Origin of the sequence: Advenella sp. FME57 (assembly GCF_014897675.1) — a bacterium.
Lineage (GTDB): Bacteria > Pseudomonadota > Gammaproteobacteria > Burkholderiales > Burkholderiaceae_B > Advenella.
Genome location: NZ_JABUXU010000002.1, coordinates 325,010 through 351,000 on the forward strand (window position 1 = coordinate 325,010; position 25,991 = coordinate 351,000).

The following is a 25,991-nucleotide window of genomic DNA, read 5'->3' on the forward strand; positions in this document are numbered from 1 at the left end:
ATATGTTATGAGCCCATTAACCTTGTATAACCTATATAACCATAGGGATCGGGCCTTGTCGCGATCTTTGACCGCTGGTATTTGACAGTGGCTTTTTTGAATCACAAACGAAGTCGAGTGATGGCCAAAGCCACTGCTTTGCCATTCATCGCAACTCTTGCTCTTTGTTGTACCTGATGACACTCCGAGGAGTGTTTTTTTGTTCTTCATGTTTGATTTTTAAGGAAATACCGATGACACACGTATCCAGCAATGCACCTCACAAGACAAGACTGCGTTGTATCGCCGAAGCCGCTTTCACAGTGGCGTTGTTACTAGCTTCGCCTCTGGCAATAGCCCAGGGTTTTGCCAATGAAATTAATAGCATGGGCGAGGGCATCCGAGATGGAATTTATATTTTCGTCGGCACGATGTGCGGCATCACAGTGCTGTGGTGCATTTTTGAGGGGGCAGGTGGCCGCAAGACGTGGATGGATTTGTTGCATATCGGTTTGTGGGTGTTTGCAGCCGGTGCCGCAATTGTTGTGACGACATGGATATTTTCACAAGGCGGCTCTATTAGCGTCTAAGCATAAGGAATGTTTATCCATGCACGAAGAAGAGAACTATAAAAAAATGGGATTCCCCACGTTTAATGCATTGGGTCGAGCAGCGCTCGTGCTGGGAATCCCTGTTGTTCCACTGGCGATGGTGGCTGGTGGCAGCCTGGCCGCCACCATGCTGCTCCTGACCATTCTCAAGGGCAAAGCCTTACTTTTGATGTTAATTCCCATTCCCGTGGTCATTTTTATGAAAACCGTCTCACGCAATGACGACCAGGCATTAAAAATCATCGGCTTTGAGCTGCGGTGCTGGTTTTATCGACGTAATGCGGCGTTTTTTAACGGCACAACCACACTTTTGGCGACCCATTTTGGGAGAAATTTAAATGATTATCAGCGATTTGTTGAACAACATACTGAAAAAACAGACCTCCGGCGATATGTTCCTGCCCAAGATATCCCAACATATCACCGCTGAGCTGTTTCACATTAAGACCGGACATATCGGGTTTGTGATCCGTCTAGAAGGTTTGCCTTTTGAGAGTGAGAATGAAACCCACCTTGCCGCCCACTTTACGCAGTTGGCGCGTTTGTTGTCTGGCGCAGGTAAAACGCTCGGTGGTCGACTCGGTTTGTGGACAACGCTGCAGCGGCGCAAGAAAGTGTTTGACCGTGAATATGCGTTTGATAATCCGTTTTGTCAGGAATTTGCAGCCAAGTATTTGGCGAAGTTTGCGACCGGGGACTATTTCGAGAATGTCTTTTACCTGACAGGGTTGATTAAGTACGAGGATTTTGATGATGGTATCAAAGAGGCTCAGGACCTGCTTACCGTATTGATGCAAGGATTGCAACCGTATGACCCGGTGACGCTGACGGCATGGCAGAACCAAGAGGGTGTTTTATTTTCTGAAGTATTTTCGTTCTTCGGCTTTCTGATCAATGGCGTTCAGGAGGAGATACCCCTATCCAACGTTGATGCCTTTCAAACGCTAGCCAGCTCGGATCTACACTTTGGGACCGATGTGTGCGAGATTCGTAGTCAAACAGGGACACGCTTTGCGACTTCCCTTGATTTGAAGGATTTTGGGATTTCCAAGGTCAAGGTGCTCAGTGGCATTCTGGATCTACCGTGTGAGTTTACGCTGACACAATCTTTTGTGTACGTCGATTCTCCCACAATGCAAGAGACCATCAAAAAGCAGCTTAATAACCTGCGGTCAGTGGGAGACCAAGCTCTAACTCAGCAGGACGAACTCAAAGCGGGCCAAGGTGGTCTGGCCTCTGGGGAGTTGATGTTTGGCGAGTATCACAGTGTTCTGGTTGTGTATGGGGACACTGCCAAACAAGCTTCTCAGAACGGAGCCAAGGTCTATACCCGGTTTCAGAACTCGGGTGGCTATCGGTTTGTCAAAGCGGGCCTGTCCGCGCCAGCCACGTATTTTAGTCAAGTGCCTGGCTCCAAGCACAAGCCTCGGTGTTTCCCAAAATCGACAGTCAATTTGGCTACAACGTTCGGTATGCACAATTATTCTCACGGCAAGAGCCAGGGCAATCCCATTGGCGATGGATCCGCCATTATGCCGCTGCAAACCGTCTCCAATACTATCTATGACTTCAATTTTCACTTCTCTAATCCGAAGGAGGACAATATCGGCGACAAGATCGCGGGCCATACGTTGATTCTGGGCGCGACGGGGACCGGTAAAACAACCTTGGAAACAGCGCTGTTAGCCTTCTGCGACCGTTTTGACCCGCATTTATTTGTGATGGATCTGGACGAGGGAATGAAAATTTTCATTCGAGCGACAGGAGGCACCTATTACTCTCTGAAAGATGGCCGGCCTACAGGCTGTAATCCGTTCCAGATACAGGATAGCCCCAAAACTCGAGAGTTTCTATATAAGCTCGTCGGGATATGCGGCAAGACATCTGAGGGAAAAGTCACGGCAGTAGAAGAGAAGCAGATCCAGCTCGCTGTCGATACCCTGATGAACACCATTGATTTTGAGAACCGCAATTTCAGTGTTCTGCTTCAATCGATTCCGCACGATCCAGGCAATGCCGATAGTCTTAGAACCCGGCTGTCGCGTTGGTGCCGCAGTGAAGGCGGGCGATATGCATGGTGTCTGGATAATCCGTCTAATGATTTTGATCCGGCTACATTTTACCGGATCGGGTTTGATCTAACGGACATTTTAAAGGACGACTACCTGCCGACGGAGCCTGTCCTGGCCTATCTGTTTTATCTGCGGTCACAAATGATGGACAGAGTGGCTGCTTCGGGTGGAATTCTGGCGACTGTCATCGAGGAGTTCTGGTATCCAGCCAGATTCGAGACGACTCAGGACTTTATGCTTAAGAGCCTGAAAACTGACCGTAAATTGGGTGGTTGGGTGGTTTTGACGAGCCAGAGCCCAGAAGACGCGATTAACAGCCCGATCTTTGCGGCCATTGTGCAGCAGACACCGACCAAGATATTCTTGCCCAATCCCGATGCTGAGTTTGAGGGTAGCTACGCTCGTTGCGGTATCACACAGAAGGAATTCGAGGAGCTGGTAAAACTCTCCTTGGAGTCGCGTACTTTTCTGATCAGACAATCTCGACAGTCTGCGTTTGCAAAATTGAATCTGTACGGCTTCGAGGATGAGATCGCCGTGTTGTCTGGTTCATCGGACAATGTAGCCATTTTTGACGATGTTCACTACGAATTGGGAGCGGAGCCGGTGAATGTTTGGTATCCCGTCTTTAAGGAGCGGGTGCGTGACGCGCGGCAGGCCAAGAGAAAGAAAGCGGCTTAGCACCTGATCTCTGTTCTGACAATAGTGTGCCTGAATTGGCCATCCACGTTCTTCGCTACCATTTTTTAGGAAAATTACAATGAAGACTCTTACATTCATAATGCAATCCGCGCTGATTGTGGCCTTATCTTTGTCCACCCAGGCATATGGGATAGGGGTTCCAACCATTGATACAGCGGCGCTGATGCAAATGGCCGAGCAGGTCAGGCATATGCAGACGCAGATTCAAAACCAAATATCACAAATTACCCAACTGAAAAATCAAGTCAAAGCTGTGACCGGTTCTCGCAATATGGGAAGTCTTCTCAGAGGTCAGGTCAAGGACGTGATCCCGTCAGAGTGGGCGGATATTTACAAAGCGGCCAATGTCGACGTGTCTCAAATTACAGATCTGAAGGGCTTTGATCCGCAAGCGGGTTTGAAGAATCTGGCCTCGATTCAGGAGTTCTCTGAACGGGCCTTTAAAGATACTAAGGCAAGACTGGGTAACATCGAAGGTTTGATGGGTCAGATTGATTTGACCCAGGATGTGAAGGGTGCAGCCGATTTGCAAAACCGTATTGCCACGGAGAACGCGGCCATTATGAACACTCAGGTTAAGTTGGATATGATGGCCAGGCTGCACGAAAACCAGAAGGAAATCGAAAGCCGGAAATTGTCTGAATATAACAATTGTTCACTAAAAGCATGGGCTAACAGAACGAATGGTGGTTGTAGTTGACGCTCGAATGTTGCATTCTTATGGGTGAGGGCAGTGGCAGGATAGTATGCCTGCTGCTGCATCGGTTCATCTGAATAGGATATGACATGCGTAATTTTTTGATTGCTGGCGTTTTGGGTTTAAGTGTTATGACAGGGTGCGGAGAGAAGGCAGTTGCCGAGACGCCACCGACGCCACCGGGTCAACCTATCCCAGAAGGAACTCCAATGCCTAAAGACGGTGAAATTTTAAATGAGGATCTAAAGTTGGCTTTATGTGAGCGCAAGGCGCAGCTAGCGGGCAAGGATAGCAAGGTACATGCTCAGAGTTGTAAAAAAGATTTAGGTCAAGAAGTGTGTGAAAAATTCTTCAATAAGGCTGCTTGCGAGTGAGTGGATTTGTATGAATAAAGGATAGTCATGAGCACTGTTTCCGAGGTAACGGAACTTTTTACTTCCAAACTCGGGCCAGATCTGTTTGAGAGAACGGGGCAATTCATAGAAGGAATTGCCCCTTTGTTTTCGATGGGTCTGAGCCTGTACGTTGTTCTACTGACGTTTTACTATTACAACAGGGGGTTTGATGAGTCTATCGTAGATTTATCAAGACGCGTGTTGGTTTGGCTAATAATTATCGCCTTCGCATTTAATGCCAGTAACTACGCTAAATTAGCAGAAATAATATACGCGCTGCCGGATGATTTAAGTGAGCTCTTTGGGTATGAAAAAACGAGTATTGGCGCCGTTGAAACCGGTTTGCAGAGTATTGATTTAATGGTAGCCAGTTTAGATGATATTTCCAAAGATGCCGCCTGGTATGAGTTTTCGACTCATTTACCCGTAATGGGTGCAAAGTTTATTGTATTAATTGCTGGATATTGGTTGTTCCTATTGGCATTTGCTTTTTACTTAATTAGTAAGGTGTGCCTCGCTCTTACTCTGATGATTGGTCCGTTATTTTTAGGGGCAGCATTATTTCCAGGTACTAGACAGTATGCAATGAACTGGATAGGACAGTGCCTTAACTATGCAATAACTATTGCCATGTTCACTTTGTTAACGGCAATACAGAGTGATTTCGTCTCAAATCACGTTCAACGCTGGGCTGAAGATTCCGCGACATGGAACCTAGCTAAGGCATGGGATATCGTGGGTCAGCTGTTAGTTTTGACCTTTATCCTTACCCTTACTGCATTGAGCATTCCGAGTATTGCATCTGCCTTGACCGGTGGCGCTATGGCGGATTCTCACGGCCGTACCGTAGGTCGTTTTACCGGTGGTATTAGCCGTATTTACAATAATCTCACCAGTAAGGGTAGGAGAGGTGGCAGCGTTACTAACCGAGCCAGTCAGGATTAAAGGAGATCATTATGAGTCAAGGATTAGAAACCGTATATCGTCGCGCAATTGCGCGGGACCGGGTCATTCGTGGCATGTCGTTACTGTTTAACTTGGAGCTGACCTGGGTGGCGGGTGTTGCTGGGATGGCAGCCAAATCGTGGTTAGTGGGTATTGCGGCATTTGTCCTGATGATGTGGCTACGCCGATATCCGATCTTCTGCCTAATTATGTGCGGACTATTTACCTTTAATTGGGTGATCGGGCTGGGAGGCCTTACCTATACGAAGTACGGCTGGTCGGAGATGACTTTGGGAATCGGTCTGATCACGTTGATCGTCATCGGTGTGATTCATTGGCGAGGTTTGAATGAACTGAGCGATCTCTATGCGAGATAGCTAGTCGTCATTATTTCGTACATCCGACACAAAGGGCCGCTACAGATGCGGTTTTTTCCAAAAAAATTGCAAACTACGCCATTGGCGTATATGATGGACATCATGGAATTTATAGAAACCCCTATATTTACCCGGTTATTAATGGATTTGCTTAGTGATGATGAACATGCTGGCTTACAGCATTTATTAGCGGAAAATGCCGAACGAGGCGATATTATCAAAGGAGGCGGTGGTATCAGAAAAGTCCGTTATGCCTTAGCGGGTAAAGGTAAAAGTGGTGGGGTTCGTGCTATTTATTATTGGCTAAAGGATAATCAACAGATCTATATGCTATTGATTTCTCCAAAGTCTAAGAAAGATTCGCTCACAGAACGGGAAGTTGCCGTGTTGAGGAAGTTAGTTAAGGAGTTATAGGTATGGAAAAAGCATTATTCGATGATTTAGTCCAGAGTCTTAAACAAGCGAAGGCGATATCCACAGGGAAATCGCCCGCATCACGTCGCACATTGGTAACCGCACCTGATGTTAAGGTAATTAGAGAAGCAACGGGGCTCTCACAAATAGAGTTTGCCAGTCTGCTTAGAGTAAGCCCTAAAACGTTGCAAAACTGGGAGCAAAATCGGCGTACGCCGACAGGGCCAGCAGCCGTATTACTCAAGATTGTGCAAGCCGCGCCTGATGTGGTGATGAAAACGTTGCACCCGTCATAGTGATGCATTAAATCTATATTTTTATATAAGCCGCATTTTTCCCAATGCGGCTTTTTTTCGTCTGTCGAAGATGAATGTGTTCTTTAAAAAGCAATTTACTCATAGGAGTAGGTCATGAAAAAGCTGTTTTCAAGCATGTTGATGCTTGTCGTCCTGACTGCGTGTGCGAGTCACACGTCGGCGCCCGAACCCAAAGGCAAGCCGTTTCCCATCAATCAGGCTTACAAAATAAAGGGAGAGCTGCGCCATGTTCTTTAAAAAGAGAAAACGAAAGAGCGAGATATCGCCACGACAGGAAGCAATCACCTTCATTCAGAAAGCCCAGGAGTTTGAGCGTTCGCAGATTGAGGACATTAAATCCAGTAACAAGAGAGCCTGGCGTGTGGCTTGGGCTCAGGTGTTTATTTCGGCGCTGGCCGTCGGTGCCGTTGTTGGCCTGACGCCCTTGAAAACAGTCGAGCCCTTCGTGTTGCGGGTAGATAACAATACCGGTGCGACGGACATTGTGACCTCGGTTCGGGACATCAAAAAAATCAAGTACGACGAGGCCATCGATAAGTTTTGGCTCAGCCAGTACATCCGTTTTCGGGAGGGGTACGACTGGTGGACTGTCCAGGCGGGTTACGACGCTTCCATGCTGATGAGCTCACCGCAAATTCAGAACGATATCGCCGGTTTCTTTGATTCTCCTGTTGCGCCTTACCGGGTGCTCAAAGACAAGGCACGGGTGGATATTCGTGTCATCGGGGTTAGTTGGGTAGGGGAGGTGGCTCAGGTACGGTTCGAGCGCAAGGTCAAGATGTTGGCGTCAGACCAGGCCAAAGCGCCTGCACCTCAGCGCATGCTGGCAACGATTGCTTACCGGTATGTCAATAAACCGATCACTGAAAAAGATCGCCTTGTGAATCCATTAGGGTTCCAGGTCATGAGCTACCGGATCGATCCGGAAGCCGTATCGGGTAGTTAAGGTGAGGGGATGACCATGAAACGAAACCAATATTTTGCACTGGTGACCGCAATTGCGGTCTTTTTTGTGTCTGGCCAGGCCAGCGCCTTGTCAGTGCCTAAGGGTTCTAGTCAGGATCCGCGTATTCAGACTGTGACCTACAACCCAAATAATGTGTTCCATATTCGGGCTCAGATTGGCCGGGCTGTGTTGGTGCAGTTGGAAGATGATGAACGCCTGCAGGGAGATAACGCTGCGCTGGGCATGGGTGATTCGGAAGCCTGGAAACTGAATGTCAAAGGCAACAACATCATCTTCAAACCCACGGCGCCCAACCCCGAAACGAACCTAATTGTGACGACAAACAAGCGCACGTATGTGTTCCAACTCTCAATTGATGGTCGAGGTAAGCAGGCGACGACGTATGTACTGCGCTTTCGCTATCCAGATACCCAGCGGGCGAGCAGAGAGGCGCAGATAGCCAAGAACGACCAGGCACACGACATTCTCTCCGGTAAGAAACTGCGGCCTAACGTTGTTCGGGCTAATCAGAACTATTGGGGATACGGCGATAAATCATTGACGCCGACAGCGATGTATGACGATGGTCGTTTTACGTACCTTGAGTTTGATAATGGCCGGGACATGCCAAGCATTTACAAAATCATGCCTGATGGGTCGGAGTCCCTTGTGAACCTGCATGTTGAGGGCAATACCGTTGTGATTCACGAGCTCAGCAACAAATTTGTGCTTCGTCTGGGCAATACAGTGCTGGGCGTCGATAACAGGGGCTTTAGCCAGCGAGGGCGTTTTAATCAAACCGGTGCCGGCATGGATGGCCGTGTGCGGGTTGTGAAATAAGGATAACGTGATGAGTCAAGATGATAAAGAACGGCCAGTTTCGGCAGGGGACAGTTCGGATGAATACGGGTCCAACCGGGTGGAGGCGGAAGATCAACAAGAGCATGAGACGCTTCAGCAAAAGGTCGGGGATGATGAGGTAGAGCGGGGTTTACCTCAGAATCTGAGTTCCCGGAAAAAAACCAATGTAGGTAAGGTTTTTGTCTTTGGAGGGATCGTCCTAGCGGTATTACTCATTGTCATTACCGTGATGGGCATGTCGGGCAGTGGGGACTCATCCCAGGATACAGCACCCAAAGAGGTGGATATGGTGAAAAATAGCCGTCCCAAGAATTTTGCTCTGGAACAGGCGGAGTTAACTCCGCCGGCCCCTGACCCACCGCCCGTGGCGATCCCGCCAGCCGAGGAGCCCAAAACCCCTATCGTAGCGGATGAAGCGCAAAAGCCAGGAACGAATCAGCACAAAGAGCCTACGCCTGTCGACCGACGCTTGACGGGTCCGGTCACTCTTGATGCGAACGCAGGCCAATCTGCTAACAGCCAAGAGGGGCAAGAGCGGCAAAATAGGCAACCTGTCAGCCGTACGGAAAGCATTAGCGCAAACGGGTTTGCGTCGAAGCTGCGGCCCACGACGACAGAGCCGACTGTTGCTCAGCGGCGAGCCGATCTGACCTATTTGCTCAAAAAGGGCACCAATATTGCTTGCACCCTGAATACGAAAATCGTGACCACACAGCCTGGCATCACCCGTTGCATGGTCACAAAAGACGTGTATTCGGCCAATGGTCGGGTGTTGCTTATCGAGCGTGGCTCCGAAGTGATCGGCGAGCAGACAGCTGCGCTGGTACAGGGCCAGGCGCGGGTGTATGTGCTGTGGTCCACGATTGAGACGCAGGCAGGGGTTTCTGTGACTGTCAACAGTGCTAGTGCCGATTCGCTGGGCGCTTCTGGCCAAGAGGCTCAAGTGGATACGCATTTCTGGAAGCGTTTTGGCGGGGCGATTATGCTCAGTCTAATCAAAGACGGAATCCGCATGGCCGACAGCAGTAGTCGTAACCAGGGCGGGGTCACTTTCGATAGTTCGTCGGATTCAGCTGAGGATATGGCCACCGAGGCTCTAAAAAATACCATTAATATCGCGCCAACGGGATATGTCAATCAGGGCACGCTGGTCAATGTCATGGTGGCTCGCGATGTGGATTTCAGATCTGTCTATGAGCTGGTGCAACCGTACTTCTATAGCTCATCAACAAAATAGGGAGTAAACATGGATGTTGTGAGCCAAAGGCCAGATATTGGCTATGCCCCTGACATTAGTGCCCGCAACATACTGGATCGGCTGGGCATTTCGGAGTATCTGAATCGGCCAGGGGTGACGGATGTCATGATTAACCGCCCAGGCGAGGTTTTTATTGATAAGCAGGGCGGGGTAACCCGCGAGGAGAGCCCTGATCTGGATTTTAAAAGCCTGATGGAGCTGGCAAACGTGCTGGCGATTTTTAATCAAAAGCATATTAGCCTGGCCCAGCCCATGCATTCGGTCATGCTGCCAGATGGAGAACGCGGCCATATTTTGATCCCGCCCGCGTGTGAGGAACAGACCGTCGTGTATGGCTTCAGAAAACCGTCACAGGAACGGTTTTGTTTGGATGACTATATTAATACCGGCCGCTTGGACAGGGTTCGGGATATGAGCGAAACTGCCTTAGAAGCGATGAATGTCCTTGCGGGGCTCTACAGCGGTCGTCAGTATCGGGATGTGGCCGAGCAATTGCGTATTCCATATGATGTGCGGCTGGAGGATTTTGAACTCGACCTGTTGCATTACAAGGCCAATCGGGACTTTGCAAATTTCTTCCAATTGGCTGTGCAGCATAAACTCAATATTTGCATGGTGGGCGGCACAGGTTCTGGAAAAACTACCTTCTCAAAAGCTATTGCCGATCTGATTCCTCACCATGTTCGCATTGCGACCCTTGAAGATTCTCACGAGCTGGATCTGCCCAATCATCCGAATCATGTTCATTTATTTATTAAGGAACATGTCACCGCGCAGGCATTGATTGCATCCTGCATGCGGATCAAGCCCGACCGAATCTTTCTGACCGAGCTGCGCGGCGGGGAAGCCTGGGACTATCTGACAGCGCTAAATACTGGGCATCCCGGGGGATTAACGTCCGTGCACGCCAATGATTCCCGGAGCGTGTTTCATCGGATCGCGGATCTGGCCAAGCAGTCGCCGGTGGGGGCAGGTATGGATTATCAATATCTACTGGGGAGTGCAAAAAAGACGATTGATATTGTGTGTTTTTTTAATGACACGTACATGACCGAACTGTATTACGACCCGGTGCAAAAAAGCATAGCTTTGGATGGCTGAGACAAAATGCTCTTCGTCTCATTTATGCGCACTATTACAGCGCAAATATTAAGCGACGCACATAACGTTAACGTGCCCGATTTCTTCGGTTGCTTTTTCAGGTCCGATGACGATTTGTACTTCACGTCCAAGACGCACGAGGCAATCGAGCATTTTTGCTTCACTTATACCTCTAAATTGGCCGCGCAGCAGATTGGACAATTTAGGTTGTGAGATACCAAGTGCAGTGGCAGCTTGTTGTTGTGTCCAACTACGAGATCGAATAATTTCACTTATTTTGGCAGCCAGTTGTGCCTTAACGAGCATTTCGTTCGCATTGGTAAATCCTAAGTCTGCATAGACATTGCCGCTGCTTTTTTCAATAGCAATCATTTGTTTTCTCCTAATGCGTGATTTTGAACCTCTTTCAGCCTTGCGCGGATTAGGTCCATATCAGGTTTTGGGGTCGCTATTCCCTTGGTAGATTTCTTTTGAAAACAGTGCAGAACATAGACGGCATTTCCAAATTTGACTGTGTACACCGCACGGTACGTGCCACCGTCTGCATTTTCCACGACCTCGACTATTCCAGCAGAGCCAAAACCCTTTAATGGTTTGGCTTGCGGATGCATCGTACCTATTTGAGCCAGATGTAACGCAAATCCGAATGTATCTTGCACATCTTCCGGCATCGCAGTCAGATCTTTTTTGCTGGACGCGACCCAATACAAAGACTTTATCTTTCCTTCTTCCATATCTGCATTATACCTAAATTGGTATAAAAAACAATCTCTATTCTAAAAGGATGTTTTTCATGTCTGCTTACATCAATGAAGTGACCGTCCTGGGCAACCTCGGTAAGGACCCTGAATTACGCTATTTTGCCAACGGTACGGCTAGTTTGCGCATCTCCATTGCGACACGAGAGCAATGGACCGACAAGGACACGGGCGAAGTCAAAGAGGGCACACAATGGCATACCGCGTCACTCGTGGGTAATCAAGCTGAGATTGTCGCCAAATATATGAAAAAAGGCGACAAAATCTGGATCCGCGGCCCGCTGCAAACCAAGATCTATGAGGATAGCCGCAGCGGCATGAATCGCTTATCGGTCCTGGTCAAGGTTCACGACATGAAAATGATCCACAGCAGAATCCGGCACGGCGAGGGGGCAGAAGAGCAACCGCAGCAGGCCGCACCCGTTCAGGAACATGTCGAAACCACTCGAATCCAGGCAAACCCGCTTGAGCAGTTTGGATGAAGGCTTGTTAGTCGTTCATTGATTAGGAGACGCTCTTGATGAAAACATTCCTGATATGGCTGGCAATACTGATTGTCAGTATTCTACTTTTTGCCGTTATCGGTCAGTTTGTGGGCAGCTTTGTATTTATCCGCTTCGCTAAGGTGCCGATGGATCCTGGTATTTTTGTTTTATGGGATTTGTATAAACATTCCCAGGATGGCGGTATTTGGGATCTGTTGCAATATAAGGTAGCAGTCGGCATCAGTGGTGTGATTACGCTTGCTCCGGTCATTTTGGGTTTTGCCACGCTGTTTTCACGCCCGAAGCGCGAATTACACGGCTCGGCCCGCTTTGCTCGTGCTGGAGAGATCGCTAAAGCAGGCCTATTAAAAGACAGCCACACTGAACCGGATATTATTATTGGCAAATACAAGAATCGATATTTGCGCTGGGCTGGGAAGCAGTTTGCGTTTCTGGCTGCACCCACTCGCTCTGGTAAGGGCGTGGGTATTGTGATTCCCAATTGTCTGCACTATCGCGATAGCCTGGTGGTGTTTGATCCGAAGTTGGAAAACTTTGAGATCACGGCGGGCTACCGGGCGGCGCACGGTCAGCAGGTGTTTTTGTTCAACCCGAGTACCAAGGACTTTACGAGTCATCGGTGGAATCCCCTGAGCTACATTAAGCGGGATCGCAATTTTGCGCCAGGTGGGGCGTTTTCTATTGCCAACATCCTGTATCCGACTTCGGGAAAGATGGAGGGCAATACCCGGTTTTTCAATGAAATGGCGCAAAAGCTTTTTGTGGGGCTATGCCTGTACCTGATTGAGACAGAAGAGGATACCGGCATCAGGCCAACACTATCGGCCATGCTGCATCTGTCGACTCCGGCTACTGGCGAGCCTTTGGCAGACTGGATCAAGAAGGCAGTCAAAGACCCAGAGTTGAGCCGGGAGTGTAAAAACAATCTGCTCAGCTACGCCTCCAATACCGGTGCCACGGCCTCGGGCATTGTGTCCAGCTTTCTGGCGCCACTCAGTGTGTTCTCGGATCCCATGGTCGCGGCAGTCACGAGTGGCGACGATTTCGATCTGCGCCAGGTGCGCCACCAGCGCATGACAATCTATGTGGGCATCCTTCCAAACGATATTTCCCGGTTTTCTCGTCTGATTAACCTATTTTTTAGCCAACTGATCAGTGAGAACACCGATCAGTTGGCCAGCCAGAATCCTACGCTTAAATACCAATGCTTGCTGCTCCTGGATGAGTTTGCAGCGCTTGGCAGGGTAGATATTATCGAATCTGGCGTTGCGTATATCGCGGGGTACAACCTGCGTTTGTTGTCAATCTTTCAGAATCTGGCTCAGCTTAATGCTATGTATGGCGTTGATGGTGCCAGGACGCTGACGACGAACTTTGAATGTCAGATCATCTTCACGCCTCGTGACAATAAAGATGCGCAGGAATACTCAGAAATCATCGGTACTGAAACCTTTAAGAGTCGGTCCACCTCGCGCAGCAGCGGCAAAAGCAGCAGCAATAGTCAGTCCTACAGCGATCAGCGTCGTCCGGTCATGTTACCGCAAGAGGTCAAGACCATGCCGCACGAACAGTGCGTCATTAATCTGTCTGGTATGCAAACCATCTATGCGGACAAGATCTTTTATTACAAGGATAAGGTGTTTTTGCCTCGATTGGGTTTTGCCCAGCCGCCTGTCCCGAGGATCGACACTGCTGCACGCATTAACCGACCTGATGCAGCAGCGGGCAGTGAGCAGAGCGGATCGTTGGAAATTGTGCCCGCGAAAGAGCTGGACGGCATGCCTTTAAATACTGTGGCAAACAAGGAGGAACTGATGCAAAGCGTCATTGCTGGGCTTTGCGCACAGGACTCTCCACCGCAATATTTGGCGGACTTAAAACAGGCAGTTGCCAAAGCATGGCAGGACAGCGGCACCCGCGCTTTTGAGCGGGTTTTAGGAAGCGTTTACGAGTAATACTGCAAGTATGCACAGTGAGCAACCACTTAATAAGGAATGAGTGATGGCAAATGAAACAACGACAAGTGACAATGAAATCCGACAGGCCCTGAACCATGTCGATTCTCGTGATCGGGAAATGTGGCTGCGGATGGGTGCCGGCATCAAATCGGAGTTGGGAGAGGGCGGTTTTGATATTTGGGACGCCTGGTCGCAGCAATCAGATAATTACAACGCAAAGGCTGCAAAATCGGCCTGGAAAAGCCTAAAACCAGGTCGTGTCAATATTGGCTCCGTATTTTTTGAAGCCAAGCGCGCGGGGTATACGCCGGGGACTCCCTACACACCGCCTAGTCCCGACGAGCAGGCGGCCAGGCAGGAGGAGCGCCGCTTAGCAGAAGAGAAGGCACTTGCTGAGCGGACAATTGAAGCCGCTCAAGCGAAGGCCGAGGCGCAGGCGCGCTGGGACAAAGCCGGTGCAGCCAATCCCAAACATCCTTATCTGGTTGCCAAGGGAATAACAGATCCGGTCGTTATCGGCGCCATTCGCCAAGACGGCAATCAATTACTTATCCCATTGCGACAGAACAAAGAGCTGGTCGCCTTGCAATCGATCGGTTCCAATGGTTTTAAGTCCTTTGGCCGGGGCAGTCAGGTGCAAGGATCCGCATTTCTGATCGGCCATCCTAAAGAAGCAACGGCTGAGCGCGGCGTGTTGGTTTCCGAAGGCTTTGCGACGGCGGCTAGCTTGCGCCAGGCAACCGGTCAGCCTGTGTTGATGGCTGTCCACGCCTACAACATGAAACCGGTTGCCGAGACGTTGAAGGGAAAAATGCCGGGTATTGCCGTTACCTTTTGTGCTGATAATGATGCCAATGGGGTAGGCATTAACTATGCCGAACAGGCTGCTAACATTATGGGAGAAAAGGCTCGTGCGGTCATGCCGGAGTTTACCGACACCGATTTTGCAGCATTCCGGCAAAAACATGGGCCCGAGGCAATTGCCTCAGATTTCAATGATTTGGCTCAGGTTCGTGGATCAGAGGCGGTCAACGAGGGAATACAGCCTGCCCAGATTCAGCAGGATACCTCAGAGATCGAGAATAAAGAAACGCCGGCATTGCCGGCGTCTGTCTTTGGGCGACAAGAGATAAACCGGATTGAACCCGACTTGGAACAGGTGATCGAACAGGCCCAGATCGCAGATCCAGTATCTCCGGTAAAACCGCCTGTAGCAGCGATTGAACGGGAGGAAGAGGAAGTTGACACTGCATCAGCAGCGTCTTCCGTTGAGTCACCAGCGGAGCACATCGCTGAGGAGGCAGTGCTAAAAAAGCCGATCTTGGATCTGGCTTATAAGGCCCCGCCTGATGGTTTGGAAGTGAGGTATTTGTTTGTTGAGGGCAAATATGTAGATGCCGGTAATGGGGTGACCACGATTTTTCAGGACAAGGGCAAGTACCTTGCTACCGTAAAGGAGGATATTCAGACGGTGCATGATATGGTTGAGGTCGCCAAGGCGAAAGGCTGGGAAAGGCTTAAATTGTCTGGTACGCCGGAGTTCAAGCGACTGATGTTCATCGAGGCCGAGAGCCAAGGGATTAAAACGCGAGGTCATAAACCGAGCCCCGAGGATCTGGGTATGGTTAATAAACGCTTTGAAGAACGGAGTTTGAATCAAGTGCAGGACGGTCAAAAGGCCATGGTGTCAGATCAAGAACCACAAGCCACTGATAAGTCACAGCGTCCAGATCAACAAGACCTAACATCGGGTGTCCTTCTAGAGCATGGCGTAGCGCCGTATTTACAGGATAAAAAAAATAAGCCGAGCTACTTTGTCACCCTGCGCCACGGTGAGACAGAGCGCACGATTTGGGGGGTTGGCCTGCCTGTGGCCATTGAAGAGAGTGGGGCCAAGGTAGGCGATGAGATTATGCTAAAAAATCGTGGCCGTGAGCCTGTTGAAGTGGATCAGCCTGTCTATGGTGATGATGGAGAAACGGTTATTGGGCATGAAAAGGTGCAGACGCATCGAAATGCGTGGGAAGTGAAATTCTTGCATCAGGAGAAAGAAATGGCTGAGGGGCCAAGTATCGAGACGACAACCACGTCAGATCCGCAAGCGGGCTCAGTTGCTGACAGGTTAGTTTCTCAAAATGAGCTGCCTACTCAGGCGCATATTGAGACCTCTGCCAAGGCCGATGTCGATGCTGATGTCCGCATGGCCGATATTGGCGGGCAAAGCGTGCCGTCTCAGGTTAAGATAGCCGCCGATCAAATGCGAAGCGCGAGCACGAGCGGGCAACAGGCTGAATCGAAGCAAGGTTTTGCCAGTCGTTTAAATCCGGCCAACCAGGCCAATTTTCGGTATATGCAGAAGATGGCCAATACGGTCATTAGCTATCTTCGTCATGATCGCCGGGAAGATGCGCACCGCAATTTCAGTACCAATATGGAAAAAGCGGTGAATGGCACCACGTTGAACGTGCCCGAACCCATGCGAGAGCGGGCTGAGAAATCGACTCAGCAAGTGCATCAGCAGGACCGGGAAAGGGAACAGCAGAGGAATATCACGCTTGATCGGTAGTATGAATTGGTCAGTATTTCAAGGGGATTTATGCGAAATTACCTTGCCAAAATCGGCTCGGTCGTGTTGCTAGTCGGGGTGATTGTTGGGGCGATGTGGTTTGATCGTGCTGATAATACCGTCCCGACTGTCAATGCTGTGGTTCAGCGGGTCATTGATGGGGATACCATTGATGTGCTGATCGACAAAAATACAGTGCGTATTCGTCTGGTGGGGATTGATGCCCCAGAGCTGTCTCAGGAGAATGGTGCTGCTGCGAAGCAGTACCTAGACCAGTATATCCAAGGATATTCTGTCGATGTTGCCTTGGGAAACCAGGACAAATCTGGCCGAACGCTCGGGGAGGTGTATATGCCGACGTTGGATCCAGCCACTCAGAAGAAAAGCCGGCTCTCTGTGAATGAGCTATTGGTACGCTCGGGCCATGCCTGGGCCTATCGTGATGATGGCAAAGTTCAGGATTCAAGATATGAACCACTGGAATCCCTTGCACGAACCGAAAAGCGGGGGTTGTGGAAAAACGGCGCGGCGGTCGAGCCGTGGCAGTGGCGTCGCTCTCAAATGAATGAGTAAATAACTAAGTAAGGGAGTCAATACTATGAATGCACAAGAGGTAAAGCTGGTGGATACGTGCCAGCAATTGTTTGAATTCATGCTTGAAATGCCGAACATCTATGGCTACGAACAGGATCATTTGACCCATGTCAAGCGCCATGCGCTGGCCCAAGGCCAAGATATGGACACAGTGCGGGACGAAAGCTAAGCCTTTACGTTACTTAGCAATCCCACAGAACAAGCCGCTACCGCGAGATCGTAGCGGCTTTTTGCATTTGAGGAGAAAGAACATGGCCGAGAAAAAAACGGCATTTCATGAGCAACTGGCCGAGAAGATCATTACCCAGTTGCAAGCGGGGATGGCGCCTTGGCAAAGGCCCTGGGATACGGCACCCATTGGTTTGCCCTATAACGAATCAACAGGAAAATCCTATCGCGGCAGTAATGTCATGAATCTCATGTTGGCAGGGTATACGGACCCCCGATGGTTGACCTTTAACCAGGCTAAGGAACGAGGCTACCGGATTAATAAAGGAGAAAAGGGGTCTTTGATCCAGACTTTTCGTTTTTATGAAGAAAAGCAACTGCGGGACGACAAGGGCAAGCCAGTCAAGGATGACAAGGGCCATGCTGTGCGTGAGCAAACGAAGTTGGATAAGCCCATTATTCGTTCCTTTGTTGTATTTAATGCAGAACAAATGACGGGTATGCCGCAATTATCTCGCCCAGAGCATCAATGGAACGCAGTTGAGCAGATCGACAAATTGCTTACGGCAAGCGGCGCGCAGATTGATCATCAGTCTGGAAACAGGGCCTATTACAGCCCAGCTCAGGACAGGATTGTTTTACCACTTAAAGAGCAATTTGCCGACGCCGAACGATATTACAGTACGGCCTTACATGAGCTTGGTCACTGGACGGGTCACGAATCTCGGCTCAATCGTCCCTTTATTAATGCTTTTGGTTCTGAGGGGTATGCGCGGGAGGAGCTGCGGGCCGAGATCGGGTCGCTGCTGGTAGGCCAACGCCTGGGTATATCGCATGATCCTGGCCAACATATGGCCTACGTCGGTTCTTGGGTCGAGATCTTAAAAGAAGATCCCACCGAAATTGTTCGGGCGTGCCAGGATGCGGAGAAAATCCAGGACTATCTGTCTGTGTACCTTGATCGTGCACCAGACAGGGCTGATCCCGCCAAGACCCAAATGTCAGAAACGCCAGAGCCAAGCGCGCAGGCGGTTTATCAGTCACAGCTGCAAACTTTGCCCATTGATCAACAGGAGCGCTTTAGCACAATGGAGGCCATGATGCAGCAGGTGGTAAAACATTTGCCTGCAGATGCCAGGCAAACGGCATTAGTTTCCTTTTACCAAGAGCAAACCCTGGCTGTGGAGCAAGTATTGCCACAGCGTCAAGAAGTGGAGGTGGAACGATGACAGCGAAGCGCATTCAAGTCTATGGATTGACTGCCAAAGAGTATGACCAGCTGAAGACCCAGGCTGAAAAGCTGGGAATAAATAGCGTATCTGAGTACGCCAAATTGGTGTTGTCCCGGGTTTTGAGTGAGAAAAACTGCCCGCTTGCTGATTTTCCAATGCAAGCGGTGGTCAAAATCAGCAAAGATCAGGAGGAGCAGGGTGAGGCTGAAGTACATTGGATCAAACCCTCCTTGAAATTAAATGCAGTTGAAACGGCATTCTTGCGAGAGGCGGCAGAGCAAGCGGATATGTCGATCAGCGCCTTTATTCGTCTGGCACTGCGTAGTCATTTGACAAACACGGCAATTTTGAATAACGAAGAGGTCCGGGCGTTATATCAATCTAATTTTCAATTATTAAGGATTGGCCGCAATCTGAATCAAATTGCACGCGCCTTCAATGCTCAGGGACCAGTCGAGTTAACCAGTCAAAAAATTAACGACGTCATGAGGGTTATCGATGATCATACGCATAAGGTGCGGGATCTGATTATCTCTAATGAGGAGCGATTGCAATGAAACAATTAGAACGGCGGGTGGATAAGTGGTTCTTGGAGTTTAAAACCCGGTCAACTCGGCCAAGAAAAGGCGCTGAGGGTAGGGCAGCGATGCGTCGACCTTTAAAACGCGGTACGGGTTTGAAAAACATCAAGTCCGCAGCACTGAAAAAGCCCGAAGTCATGGTAAAAATCCCGCCGCGCAAAGGATCAGCCAGCGGTATCGGGGCCGTACGTAATCACTTAGACTATATTAGCCGGAATGGAAAACTGGATATTGAAGATCAGGATGGTCTGATTTATACGGGGAAAAAACAGATTCATGAGGGTGTGAGCAATGCCTGGAAGGCGCTGGGGGTTCCTGAGAAAAGCAGGAAACGGCAAGCCATTAATGTGGTGCTTTCGATGCCGCCAGGCACTAACCCTGCAGCAGTTAAAAATGCGGCACGGGAATTTGCACGTGAACAGTTTGACGGTCATCAATATGCTTTTGTACAGCACTTGGACGAGAAACATCCACATGTACATCTGTGTGTCATGATGAAAAACGAGTTTGGACGGCGTATGGATCCACGTAAGGCCGATTTGTTTGAATGGCGGCTACGTTTCGCAGAGAAGATGCGCGAGCAAGGGGTGGAGTGTGCGGCGACGCGACGCGTGCATCGCGGAAAGACGCAAAAATCGGAGCATTCGAGCCTTCGTCATATGCGCAAACGGGGCCAAGTGCCTGATGTTTACCGGCAACAGGCTATTGAGTTGGCACAGGCAGTTAAAGATTCTTCGAGACCTGTGCATCCGTACTTGCGTGAACAAATGCAGACACGCGATATGGTATCGACCGAATATGGCAAGTTAGCCAAGGAGTTATACAAGATCGGGGCTAAAGCAGAGGCGCGGATGCTTAGCAACTTCGCGCAGGAGATCCGGCAATCAAATCATATGACGCAGGCACAACAACGGTTTGATCACGCAAGGGAACAGCTACAGGCAAGATACCCACGTCAAGAGCAAAAACTAGAATGATTGCATTTTGGATAGATTTTGATATAGGATAGGACCAACGCGCGAATTTCACCAGATATTCGCTTGGTCATTGTGGTTAGGGGGCAGGACTCAATTAGTCCTCTCGAACGCCACCGATTAATCCTACTTGAGGAAAACTCATAGACATTGCGACAGAAGCGGCGCCAAGGACCGCGATTCCTTTCAACATCCGACGTCGTTGCATGTATACACGAACGCAAGTAGGGCAATAGCGTGACCCGCGCCATCTCGGTTCAAGCCAATAGCCAGTCCCTAATGACTTTTTACCCTTCTCTAAATGAGATACCAGCGGTCGCTGAATATGGCTTGTCGAGCCATCGAGGTAGTGGTGTACTACAAGCTAATTCTTTCAACTGAACCGGGAGACCCCACATGAAGATTCTTCGCTATGATGAAGGCCGCATCGGCATCACTGACGGCGCCAAAGTCGTTGACGTTTGCGATCTCATAGACACCGATGCCAGCGAATGGATTGGTAGAGAGAATCTTTAGTCACTGATTGCGTCTCCGCCAATCTCTACAATATCATCTTCGCTCATGTGGCGTCGCCAGTATGAGAACGACACAAAGTTTTCCTTTTTGAGGCCAATTTCCTGCCTTAAAAAACGGTTGATGGTTTTATGTGTGTCATATTCATATCCGCCCCAGTAAAACAGACCGTCCGTCTCAACCGGCCACGCATGATTTTTGACAGCATTGACCAGAGGGCTGTCACTGCGCATGTCTTTGCGGCTTAACCAGATAATGGCAATATGCGTATTGTTTTTCAATAGCGGTTTTTGTACATCCCGATCAAGTTCGACAAAGGCTACGCCTGTCGCTGAATCAGGCAGTATTTCGAGAATGCGTGCAATGCCCGGCAAGCCCGTTTCGTCTCCGGCCAGAATGTAATAATTTGCCGGTTTCGGACCAAAAGCTGCTGGCCCCAAAATACCGCAAATATCCCCAGCCGCAGCCTTTTGCGCCCATTTTGTTGCAGGGCCTGCCTGTTTATGGATATGAAAATCAATATCTATCCAACCCTCGTCGGCACTGATATTGCGAATCGTATAGATACGCGAGGCAAGACGGCCTTGTCGCCGGGGCCATACGATGCCGCCCTGTTCGTCAAGCATGGGCCATTCTGGGTTGATCGTGCCATGCTCCTGAAACAGTAGCCGGCAATGCAGTTGAGTGGTATCTGCAAAAGAGTGCAGGTCCTCTCCTTGAAAACGGATCCGAAGATATGCCGGCGGCATGGGAGTGAGCGATTTGACAGTCAGGACCCGCAGATCGGCGGGTAGCCGACAGCCAACAGAGTCGCCGTTCCATGAAATAGACAGTTGCTCGCGCCGCGCAATGAAGGTGATAAGCGAAGTGAGGGTGTGGCGAATGCGACTGAAATCGTCGGGATCGACTGCCCGAACGGTCAGCTTCAGCCGACTTCTTTCGACAGTCAGGCATCCTTCTCCACCATGCCGGGATGTCGATCTGAATCCGTTATCAATTGTGTTCACGTGCATGTCGTGACTTTCGACAGAATCCATGAAACGGATCAAATAGTCATTGGCATTCGGGAAATCCAATTCGGCTTGAGTGAAGTATGAGTTCGTCATGCGTGTATTTCCTTTTGTCAATCACATGTGCATTTTTAAACGGGCCCGGCAGAACGGTATATCAGGATGGTGGCAGAGCAGTCCACAACGGGCCTGCTAGGGGTTGGGACAAGAATGTACGATTCAATTCGGCCAGATAAGAGGCGGGCTCAAGATCGGTAAATGCGTCTGGATGCAACCACTTTGCCGCGACTTCCATAAACAGACCTTGCAGAATAATGTTACTTATCAGGCCACTCCATATGCCGTACACTTTTTTTTCTGCGACGGCGGGCAGGTGCGCAAAGCCCGGACGCTGCATCATTTGTGCCAGGCTTGCTGCTGCCTTGATTTTATCTGTACCGGGCGCAATTGAAGGACGTGAGGCGGCGCTGAAGTCGCCGCCGGTCGCAATATAGACATCGGGTCGCTCGGCGATCAATCCTTCCAGCGACAGTTTCGTATACCAGGAGGAACCAAGGGAAGCATTCAATCCGCGCCCGCCCGCTGCTCTCAAAAGCTCTCCCCAGGTCTGTGATCCGGCTGCCCAGCAGCAGTCCGTGTTGGTCGACATGACTTCGAAATACGTTTTAACGGGCGACAGGTTTCTGGTGCGTGAGCGGATGTGTGAGCGGCGGAGTGAATCAAATGCGATAAAATTTTCTGCTTTGGCCTGCTGGTTCAGTAACTCGCCCCAGAATCGCATGGTGCTGATGGCGACGTCATCTACGGAAGCAGGTTGCGCGTTGCTGCCGGATTTGTTACGGGAATTGCTGCTGATCTGGCTGAACACTACCGGGATGTTGAAGTTTGTCATGGCCTGGACGAAGGGGTTGTCTTCGAATCCTGGTGCCATATAGGCTGATGCTACTATCACATCGGGTTTGAGGGACAGCACGCCTTCGAGGGAGAGGCTTGTCGAGGTCTGGTTACCAATATCCGCAATTTTTCGTGCCTTTTCTGTATACGTCCGTCGTACATAAGCACTGTCGATCCGGTCTGTACCGGACCATCCCACCACCAGCGTTGCCGGGTTCGGATGAACGCAGGCCATGGACAGGATGTCCTGGGCTTCAAGCAGAATGATGCGGTTTGGGCTTCTGGGGATTTCCACTTGCCGTCCTGACACGTCCGTGATGGTTTTTCGGGTGGTGGAAAATGCGGGAAACGAGATCGATGCCAGCCCGGCATGCGCAGCACCGAGAATCCATTTTCTTCGGGCAAGCCGGTAGCGTGTTGTCATTACCATGTGTATCGTACTCCTGCCAATACCTGACGTTCATTGCCATACTGGCAAAAAAACCCGGAACTGCAGCTGGCATAATATTTTTTATCAAACAGATTGTTGACGTTTAGCGTAGCCCGGACACCTTTCATTGCAGGTGAAATGGCTCCCAGGTCATAGGCTAAAGCGGCATCCACCACGCCGTGGCCAGCGGAACGGACCTCGTTCTCATCATCGCCAAAACTGGAACCGACCAGCCTGATGCCGGCACCCATGCGCAGGCCAGCCAAGATGCCTTTGGAGACTCTGTAATTGGCCCATACTGAACCAAACTGGCGTGGAACTGCCTGCGGACGCTTGCCAATGACATCCGGCATACTAGATTCGGTGATCTCCGTATTCAGCAACGTATAGGCGGCGATCACGTCCAGATTCGGCGTGATGTTGCCACGAACTTCCAGTTCCAGACCTCGGGAGCGGATCTCACCCTGTTGTACATTGAAGCCGGGCATGGCGCCCGGAGTGAGCACATTTTTTTGCCTGATATCGAATATCGATGCGGTGAACATGGCGTTGATGCCTGTGGGCTGGTATTTGATACCGGCTTCATATTGCTTTGCCGTCCGGGGGACAAAAGCGCTGCCGTCCGCGCCGACGCCTGAAGTGGGTTCAAAGGAAGTGGAATAGCTGAAGTACGGCGCAAGTCCGTTATCAAACCGGTACAGCAACGACAGCCGATAGCTGGGCTTTTTGTCGGATTGTCGCTGCCAACTGTTGACCAGGCGGTTTTTAGTTGCCTGCGATGCCCAGTCGTAGCGTGCACCGATGACGGCGTGCCAACGGTTCCAGGATAGCTGATCCTGGATATACAGGCCGGTTTGCCTGAGAGTTTCGTGATTATCGATGATCGGCGCCAATGGCGTTAGTGGCACGGCGGAAACCGGTGCCGTTACGTCCAGTGCCGGGGCCTGTCCATAGCGGTACAGCCAGTCGCTTTGCGAACGCTGGACGTCGACGCCGGCGACGACGGTATGTCTAACTTGGCCGGTAGCAAAGCGAGATTCCAGATAATTGTCAAATGTGATACCGGACGCCCGTTCGACAGAGTTCAACGCTTGTCTGGGCATCAAACCAGCTTCATTCAGCAGGCCGGTCATCTGGTAGGATGACATGTCCGTATTGACATGCGAATAGCGGAATTTTGATTTGAACGTCAATTGTTCATTCAGCGCGTGTTCAAACGCGTAGCCAATGCCGTACTGTGTGCGGTCATAATGATCAAAATCGCGGTCGCCAACATTCAGGTTACGATCTAGGTAGTTGCGAAACTTTTCGGGCGCCAGTTGCCGCGCCAGGATAGAGTTGAAATAGCCACCTTCCGGATCTCGCTGATAGAACGCCGACAGCGTCAGTTTCGTTCCAGCGTCAGGTTGCCACGTCAAGGCTGGCGCGATGCCAAGCCGTTGTTCTCTTACTCCACTGTAGCGAGTACCGGCATCGCGTGCGATTGCGGCAAGACTGTATTGCCATTCACCTTCCGGATCCAATGCTCCTTGTGAGCTGAATCCACCTTGTGTCCGACCATGACTTCCGGCTTCCAGTCGAAGCTCGCCATGGGGGTCAGCCCCGGGCTCACGGCTAACCATATTGACCACACCTCCTGGGCTCGTTTGGCCGTACATCAATGCTGACGGACCTTTCAGAACGTCAATGCGGTCCAGCAAATACGGATCCATCGACGGAACGGCAAAAGCCTGTCCTTTGGCCAGCTTCATTCCGTCAAGAAAAGATGCGTATTGCGTCGCCGTGCCAAAAGCGCCGAAGCCGCGCAAAAACACGCTGTCGGCGCGTGCGTTGACATCCACCCCGGCTAGCACGCCTGCGCTGTAACCCATTGCCTGACTGGCCGTCTGATAATTCTGATCATCAAGCTGCTTGCGGGTAATGGTCGATACCGATTGGGGAGTGTTCATGACACTGCTGCCGCTTTTTGTGGCAGATGACTGATCTTGAACCCAATAATTATTTCGACTATCCGAAGACACGCTCTCCGGCGCCGCAATCACGGCCGGTAATCTGACAGGACTTTGAGCATAAGCGGCGTTTGCTGTCAAAAGAGCTGAGCACAGGGCAAAATAAAACCCGGCCAAGGGGGGCAGGAAGTAGGAAAACTTCATCATGGTTGCAGATCCTTCATCTGGCGAATGACCAGTCGTTGGCGTCAAAATGTCACCGAGTTTATGCAAATGAGAATTATTATAATAAAAACGGGACGGTTCCGTTTGATTTATTTCTGAGATAATGAATATCTTTAGAATCAATGTTGGAAACTGACAATCTATTAACGGGGAAATAAGATGAATCTGCAGGCAATAAAGAGAAAAACCGAAAAAGACCCCATGCCGCCCAAGCGCGGGGGGAGGCCTTCAAAAGAAGGTGAAGCGGCGCTGTCCGAAATCATACTGAAGACGGCCACGGCTTTGTTCGCTGCCAAGGGCTATGCTGGAACATCAGTGGAGAAGGTGGCAGCCTCCTGTCGGGTAGGGAAAGATACGATCTATCGTCGCTTTCCCTCGAAAGCAGCACTATTCGAAGGCGTGTTGCAGAGGCTGCGAGTGGACACGATGAAAAAAATGCAAGCCGTGGCATTTGTGGATGAAAAAATGGATGCTATGCAAAACCTGAAAAACACCACGAGGTGGATGTTGTCTGTCAATCTATTGCCGGATTTTATTGCCCTGAAGCGTATTGCGCTGAGTGAGGAGATGGTATTTGGGCAATTTACGGAAAAATTTTCCCAGAATGATCCGATTATGAATCGATATATGGAACTCGTGCGAGAGGCACAGAAAGCTGGATATCTGATTACGGATACGCCTGCACGATTGCTGGCAGAACACTTGATCAATGGCATTATTACTGGCCCGGTCTTTGCAGCCATGTTGGGTGATAGCCGCTACGATGATGCCGAGACATTGAATCGGTATTTCCAATCGGCCTGGAATTTGTGCTTGAAAGGAGTGATCGATTCTAAATGTGTTTCATTTCAAACTTTGCAGGGCCAATCCTGATTCTTTTGTCTTGGGTACTGGTCTACCCAGTGAATCGACCAGATTTTTATAGACAGTTCGTAGCCTCAGAAAAGTATTGCTGTTC

The 25,991-nt window shown here is 50.1% G+C and carries 28 protein-coding genes; 23 read left to right on the forward strand and 5 right to left on the reverse strand.

Going from position 1 to position 25,991, the window contains the following annotated elements:
* The first annotated feature begins 233 nt into the window (after positions 1-233).
* From INT32_RS04490 to INT32_RS04555, 14 genes are all read left to right on the forward strand, one after another.
* A complete protein-coding gene (locus INT32_RS04490; RefSeq protein WP_193087518.1) occupies positions 234-569 on the forward strand; it encodes a hypothetical protein in 336 nt (111 codons plus the stop codon).
* Positions 570-588: 19 nt separating this feature from the next.
* On the forward strand, positions 589-1,020 hold the full coding sequence (locus tag INT32_RS04495) for a VirB3 family type IV secretion system protein (protein ID WP_193087519.1): 432 nt from the start codon (positions 589-591) through the stop codon (positions 1,018-1,020).
* The gene (locus tag INT32_RS04500) at positions 929-3,343 is read left to right on the forward strand and encodes a conjugal transfer protein (protein ID WP_193087520.1); all 2,415 of its coding nucleotides are present in this window, start codon (positions 929-931) and stop codon (positions 3,341-3,343) included. Before INT32_RS04495 ends, INT32_RS04500 begins: the two co-directional genes overlap by 92 nt.
* A gap of 79 nt (positions 3,344-3,422) precedes the next feature.
* A complete protein-coding gene (locus INT32_RS04505) occupies positions 3,423-4,064 on the forward strand; it encodes a type IV secretion system protein (RefSeq protein ID WP_193087521.1) in 642 nt (213 codons plus the stop codon).
* An 86-nt stretch (positions 4,065-4,150) separates the two neighbouring features.
* Complete coding sequence (locus INT32_RS04510; RefSeq protein WP_193087522.1) at positions 4,151-4,435, forward strand: hypothetical protein; 285 nt, start codon at positions 4,151-4,153, stop codon at positions 4,433-4,435.
* 27 nt (positions 4,436-4,462) lie between these two features.
* Positions 4,463-5,401, forward strand: coding sequence for a type IV secretion system protein (locus INT32_RS04515; protein WP_193087523.1), 939 nt, complete (start codon positions 4,463-4,465; stop codon positions 5,399-5,401).
* Positions 5,402-5,412: 11 nt separating this feature from the next.
* On the forward strand, positions 5,413-5,778 hold the full coding sequence (locus INT32_RS04520; RefSeq protein WP_193087524.1) for a hypothetical protein: 366 nt from the start codon (positions 5,413-5,415) through the stop codon (positions 5,776-5,778).
* A gap of 102 nt (positions 5,779-5,880) precedes the next feature.
* Positions 5,881-6,192, forward strand: a complete 312-nt coding sequence (locus INT32_RS04525) for a type II toxin-antitoxin system RelE/ParE family toxin (protein ID WP_193087525.1) — start codon at positions 5,881-5,883, stop codon at positions 6,190-6,192.
* Positions 6,193-6,194: 2 nt separating this feature from the next.
* Positions 6,195-6,488: a NadS family protein gene (nadS, locus tag INT32_RS04530; protein WP_193087526.1), complete on the forward strand. Its 294-nt coding sequence runs from the start codon at positions 6,195-6,197 to the stop codon at positions 6,486-6,488.
* A 114-nt stretch (positions 6,489-6,602) separates the two neighbouring features.
* Positions 6,603-6,746, forward strand: coding sequence for a hypothetical protein (locus tag INT32_RS04535; protein ID WP_193087527.1), 144 nt, complete (start codon positions 6,603-6,605; stop codon positions 6,744-6,746).
* Positions 6,736-7,455 (forward strand): virB8 family protein, encoded by a 720-nt coding sequence (locus tag INT32_RS04540; protein WP_193087528.1) that lies wholly within the window; start codon positions 6,736-6,738, stop codon positions 7,453-7,455. The genes INT32_RS04535 and INT32_RS04540 overlap by 11 nt, the downstream gene beginning before the upstream one ends.
* A gap of 15 nt (positions 7,456-7,470) precedes the next feature.
* A complete protein-coding gene (gene virB9 / locus INT32_RS04545) occupies positions 7,471-8,295 on the forward strand; it encodes a P-type conjugative transfer protein VirB9 (RefSeq protein ID WP_193087529.1) in 825 nt (274 codons plus the stop codon).
* A 10-nt stretch (positions 8,296-8,305) separates the two neighbouring features.
* Positions 8,306-9,553, forward strand: a complete 1,248-nt coding sequence (gene virB10, locus INT32_RS04550; RefSeq protein ID WP_193087530.1) for a type IV secretion system protein VirB10 — start codon at positions 8,306-8,308, stop codon at positions 9,551-9,553.
* A 9-nt stretch (positions 9,554-9,562) separates the two neighbouring features.
* Positions 9,563-10,675 (forward strand): ATPase, T2SS/T4P/T4SS family, encoded by a 1,113-nt coding sequence (locus tag INT32_RS04555; RefSeq protein ID WP_193087531.1) that lies wholly within the window; start codon positions 9,563-9,565, stop codon positions 10,673-10,675.
* A 48-nt stretch (positions 10,676-10,723) separates the two neighbouring features.
* Here the strand turns inward: INT32_RS04555 and INT32_RS04560 are convergent, their stop codons facing one another.
* On the reverse strand, positions 10,724-11,047 hold the full coding sequence (locus INT32_RS04560) for a helix-turn-helix domain-containing protein (protein ID WP_193087532.1): 324 nt from the start codon (positions 11,045-11,047) through the stop codon (positions 10,724-10,726).
* Positions 11,044-11,409 carry a type II toxin-antitoxin system RelE/ParE family toxin gene (locus INT32_RS04565; RefSeq protein WP_193087533.1) on the reverse strand — a complete coding sequence of 122 codons (366 nt, stop codon included), beginning with the start codon at positions 11,407-11,409 and terminating at the stop codon, positions 11,044-11,046. The genes INT32_RS04560 and INT32_RS04565 overlap by 4 nt, the downstream gene beginning before the upstream one ends.
* Before the next feature lie 59 nt (positions 11,410-11,468).
* On the opposite strand from INT32_RS04565, the gene INT32_RS04570 reads away from it, so the two are divergent.
* The 8 genes from INT32_RS04570 (at position 11,469) to INT32_RS04605 (ending at position 20,015) form a co-directional block, all read left to right on the forward strand.
* The gene (locus tag INT32_RS04570) at positions 11,469-11,915 is read left to right on the forward strand and encodes a single-stranded DNA-binding protein (RefSeq protein ID WP_193087534.1); all 447 of its coding nucleotides are present in this window, start codon (positions 11,469-11,471) and stop codon (positions 11,913-11,915) included.
* A 38-nt stretch (positions 11,916-11,953) separates the two neighbouring features.
* A complete protein-coding gene (locus INT32_RS04575; RefSeq protein WP_193087535.1) occupies positions 11,954-13,894 on the forward strand; it encodes a type IV secretory system conjugative DNA transfer family protein in 1,941 nt (646 codons plus the stop codon).
* Between the two features lie 46 nt (positions 13,895-13,940).
* Positions 13,941-16,463 (forward strand): LPD7 domain-containing protein, encoded by a 2,523-nt coding sequence (locus tag INT32_RS04580; RefSeq protein ID WP_193087536.1) that lies wholly within the window; start codon positions 13,941-13,943, stop codon positions 16,461-16,463.
* 30 nt (positions 16,464-16,493) lie between these two features.
* Positions 16,494-17,036 (forward strand): thermonuclease family protein, encoded by a 543-nt coding sequence (locus tag INT32_RS04585; protein ID WP_193087537.1) that lies wholly within the window; start codon positions 16,494-16,496, stop codon positions 17,034-17,036.
* A 25-nt stretch (positions 17,037-17,061) separates the two neighbouring features.
* The gene (locus INT32_RS04590; RefSeq protein WP_193087538.1) at positions 17,062-17,226 is read left to right on the forward strand and encodes a hypothetical protein; all 165 of its coding nucleotides are present in this window, start codon (positions 17,062-17,064) and stop codon (positions 17,224-17,226) included.
* Positions 17,227-17,308: 82 nt separating this feature from the next.
* On the forward strand, positions 17,309-18,454 hold the full coding sequence (locus tag INT32_RS04595; protein ID WP_193087539.1) for an ArdC family protein: 1,146 nt from the start codon (positions 17,309-17,311) through the stop codon (positions 18,452-18,454).
* Positions 18,451-19,014: a CopG family transcriptional regulator gene (locus INT32_RS22090; RefSeq protein ID WP_226816500.1), complete on the forward strand. Its 564-nt coding sequence runs from the start codon at positions 18,451-18,453 to the stop codon at positions 19,012-19,014. The genes INT32_RS04595 and INT32_RS22090 overlap by 4 nt, the downstream gene beginning before the upstream one ends.
* Positions 19,011-20,015, forward strand: a complete 1,005-nt coding sequence (locus tag INT32_RS04605; RefSeq protein WP_193087540.1) for a relaxase/mobilization nuclease domain-containing protein — start codon at positions 19,011-19,013, stop codon at positions 20,013-20,015. Before INT32_RS22090 ends, INT32_RS04605 begins: the two co-directional genes overlap by 4 nt.
* 509 nt (positions 20,016-20,524) lie before the next feature.
* Here INT32_RS04605 and INT32_RS04610 read toward each other — a convergent pair.
* From INT32_RS04610 to INT32_RS04620, 3 genes are all read right to left on the reverse strand, one after another.
* On the reverse strand, positions 20,525-21,631 hold the full coding sequence (locus tag INT32_RS04610) for a siderophore-interacting protein (protein ID WP_193087541.1): 1,107 nt from the start codon (positions 21,629-21,631) through the stop codon (positions 20,525-20,527).
* Positions 21,632-21,692: 61 nt separating this feature from the next.
* Complete coding sequence (locus INT32_RS04615; RefSeq protein ID WP_193087542.1) at positions 21,693-22,859, reverse strand: ABC transporter substrate-binding protein; 1,167 nt, start codon at positions 22,857-22,859, stop codon at positions 21,693-21,695.
* Positions 22,853-24,808 (reverse strand): TonB-dependent siderophore receptor, encoded by a 1,956-nt coding sequence (locus tag INT32_RS04620; RefSeq protein ID WP_255509665.1) that lies wholly within the window; start codon positions 24,806-24,808, stop codon positions 22,853-22,855. Before INT32_RS04620 ends, INT32_RS04615 begins: the two co-directional genes overlap by 7 nt.
* Before the next feature lie 384 nt (positions 24,809-25,192).
* Between INT32_RS04620 and INT32_RS04625 the strand changes: the two genes are divergently transcribed.
* Entirely contained in the window at positions 25,193-25,906 is a 714-nt protein-coding gene (locus INT32_RS04625) for a TetR/AcrR family transcriptional regulator (RefSeq protein ID WP_226816502.1), read from the forward strand.
* Positions 25,907-25,991: the final 85 nt, after the last annotated feature.

Excerpts from the sequence above, each read along its gene's own strand:
- INT32_RS04555 (WP_193087531.1), top strand. The coding sequence starts at position 9,563 with ATGGATGTTGTGAGCCAAAGGCCAGATATTGGCTATGCCCCTGACATT.
- INT32_RS04595 (WP_193087539.1), top strand. The coding sequence starts at position 17,309 with ATGGCCGAGAAAAAAACGGCATTTCATGAGCAACTGGCCGAGAAGATC.
- INT32_RS04510 (WP_193087522.1), top strand. The coding sequence starts at position 4,151 with ATGCGTAATTTTTTGATTGCTGGCGTTTTGGGTTTAAGTGTTATGACA.
- INT32_RS04620 (WP_255509665.1), bottom strand. The coding sequence starts at position 24,808 with ATGAACACTCCCCAATCGGTATCGACCATTACCCGCAAGCAGCTTGAT.
- INT32_RS04500 (WP_193087520.1), top strand. The coding sequence starts at position 929 with ATGATTATCAGCGATTTGTTGAACAACATACTGAAAAAACAGACCTCC.
- INT32_RS04535 (WP_193087527.1), top strand. The coding sequence starts at position 6,603 with ATGAAAAAGCTGTTTTCAAGCATGTTGATGCTTGTCGTCCTGACTGCG.
- INT32_RS04585 (WP_193087537.1), top strand. The coding sequence starts at position 16,494 with ATGCGAAATTACCTTGCCAAAATCGGCTCGGTCGTGTTGCTAGTCGGG.
- INT32_RS04565 (WP_193087533.1), bottom strand. The coding sequence starts at position 11,409 with ATGGAAGAAGGAAAGATAAAGTCTTTGTATTGGGTCGCGTCCAGCAAA.
- virB10 (WP_193087530.1), top strand. The coding sequence starts at position 8,306 with ATGAGTCAAGATGATAAAGAACGGCCAGTTTCGGCAGGGGACAGTTCG.
- INT32_RS04560 (WP_193087532.1), bottom strand. The coding sequence starts at position 11,047 with ATGATTGCTATTGAAAAAAGCAGCGGCAATGTCTATGCAGACTTAGGA.
- INT32_RS04525 (WP_193087525.1), top strand. The coding sequence starts at position 5,881 with ATGGAATTTATAGAAACCCCTATATTTACCCGGTTATTAATGGATTTG.
- INT32_RS22090 (WP_226816500.1), top strand. The coding sequence starts at position 18,451 with ATGACAGCGAAGCGCATTCAAGTCTATGGATTGACTGCCAAAGAGTAT.
- INT32_RS04490 (WP_193087518.1), top strand. The coding sequence starts at position 234 with ATGACACACGTATCCAGCAATGCACCTCACAAGACAAGACTGCGTTGT.
- INT32_RS04590 (WP_193087538.1), top strand. The coding sequence starts at position 17,062 with ATGAATGCACAAGAGGTAAAGCTGGTGGATACGTGCCAGCAATTGTTT.
- INT32_RS04495 (WP_193087519.1), top strand. The coding sequence starts at position 589 with ATGCACGAAGAAGAGAACTATAAAAAAATGGGATTCCCCACGTTTAAT.
- INT32_RS04505 (WP_193087521.1), top strand. The coding sequence starts at position 3,423 with ATGAAGACTCTTACATTCATAATGCAATCCGCGCTGATTGTGGCCTTA.
- INT32_RS04610 (WP_193087541.1), bottom strand. The coding sequence starts at position 21,631 with ATGACGAACTCATACTTCACTCAAGCCGAATTGGATTTCCCGAATGCC.
- INT32_RS04615 (WP_193087542.1), bottom strand. The coding sequence starts at position 22,859 with ATGGTAATGACAACACGCTACCGGCTTGCCCGAAGAAAATGGATTCTC.
- INT32_RS04625 (WP_226816502.1), top strand. The coding sequence starts at position 25,193 with ATGAATCTGCAGGCAATAAAGAGAAAAACCGAAAAAGACCCCATGCCG.
- INT32_RS04575 (WP_193087535.1), top strand. The coding sequence starts at position 11,954 with ATGAAAACATTCCTGATATGGCTGGCAATACTGATTGTCAGTATTCTA.
- nadS (WP_193087526.1), top strand. The coding sequence starts at position 6,195 with ATGGAAAAAGCATTATTCGATGATTTAGTCCAGAGTCTTAAACAAGCG.
- INT32_RS04570 (WP_193087534.1), top strand. The coding sequence starts at position 11,469 with ATGTCTGCTTACATCAATGAAGTGACCGTCCTGGGCAACCTCGGTAAG.
- INT32_RS04540 (WP_193087528.1), top strand. The coding sequence starts at position 6,736 with ATGTTCTTTAAAAAGAGAAAACGAAAGAGCGAGATATCGCCACGACAG.
- INT32_RS04515 (WP_193087523.1), top strand. The coding sequence starts at position 4,463 with ATGAGCACTGTTTCCGAGGTAACGGAACTTTTTACTTCCAAACTCGGG.
- virB9 (WP_193087529.1), top strand. The coding sequence starts at position 7,471 with ATGAAACGAAACCAATATTTTGCACTGGTGACCGCAATTGCGGTCTTT.
- INT32_RS04580 (WP_193087536.1), top strand. The coding sequence starts at position 13,941 with ATGGCAAATGAAACAACGACAAGTGACAATGAAATCCGACAGGCCCTG.
- INT32_RS04520 (WP_193087524.1), top strand. The coding sequence starts at position 5,413 with ATGAGTCAAGGATTAGAAACCGTATATCGTCGCGCAATTGCGCGGGAC.
- INT32_RS04605 (WP_193087540.1), top strand. The coding sequence starts at position 19,011 with ATGAAACAATTAGAACGGCGGGTGGATAAGTGGTTCTTGGAGTTTAAA.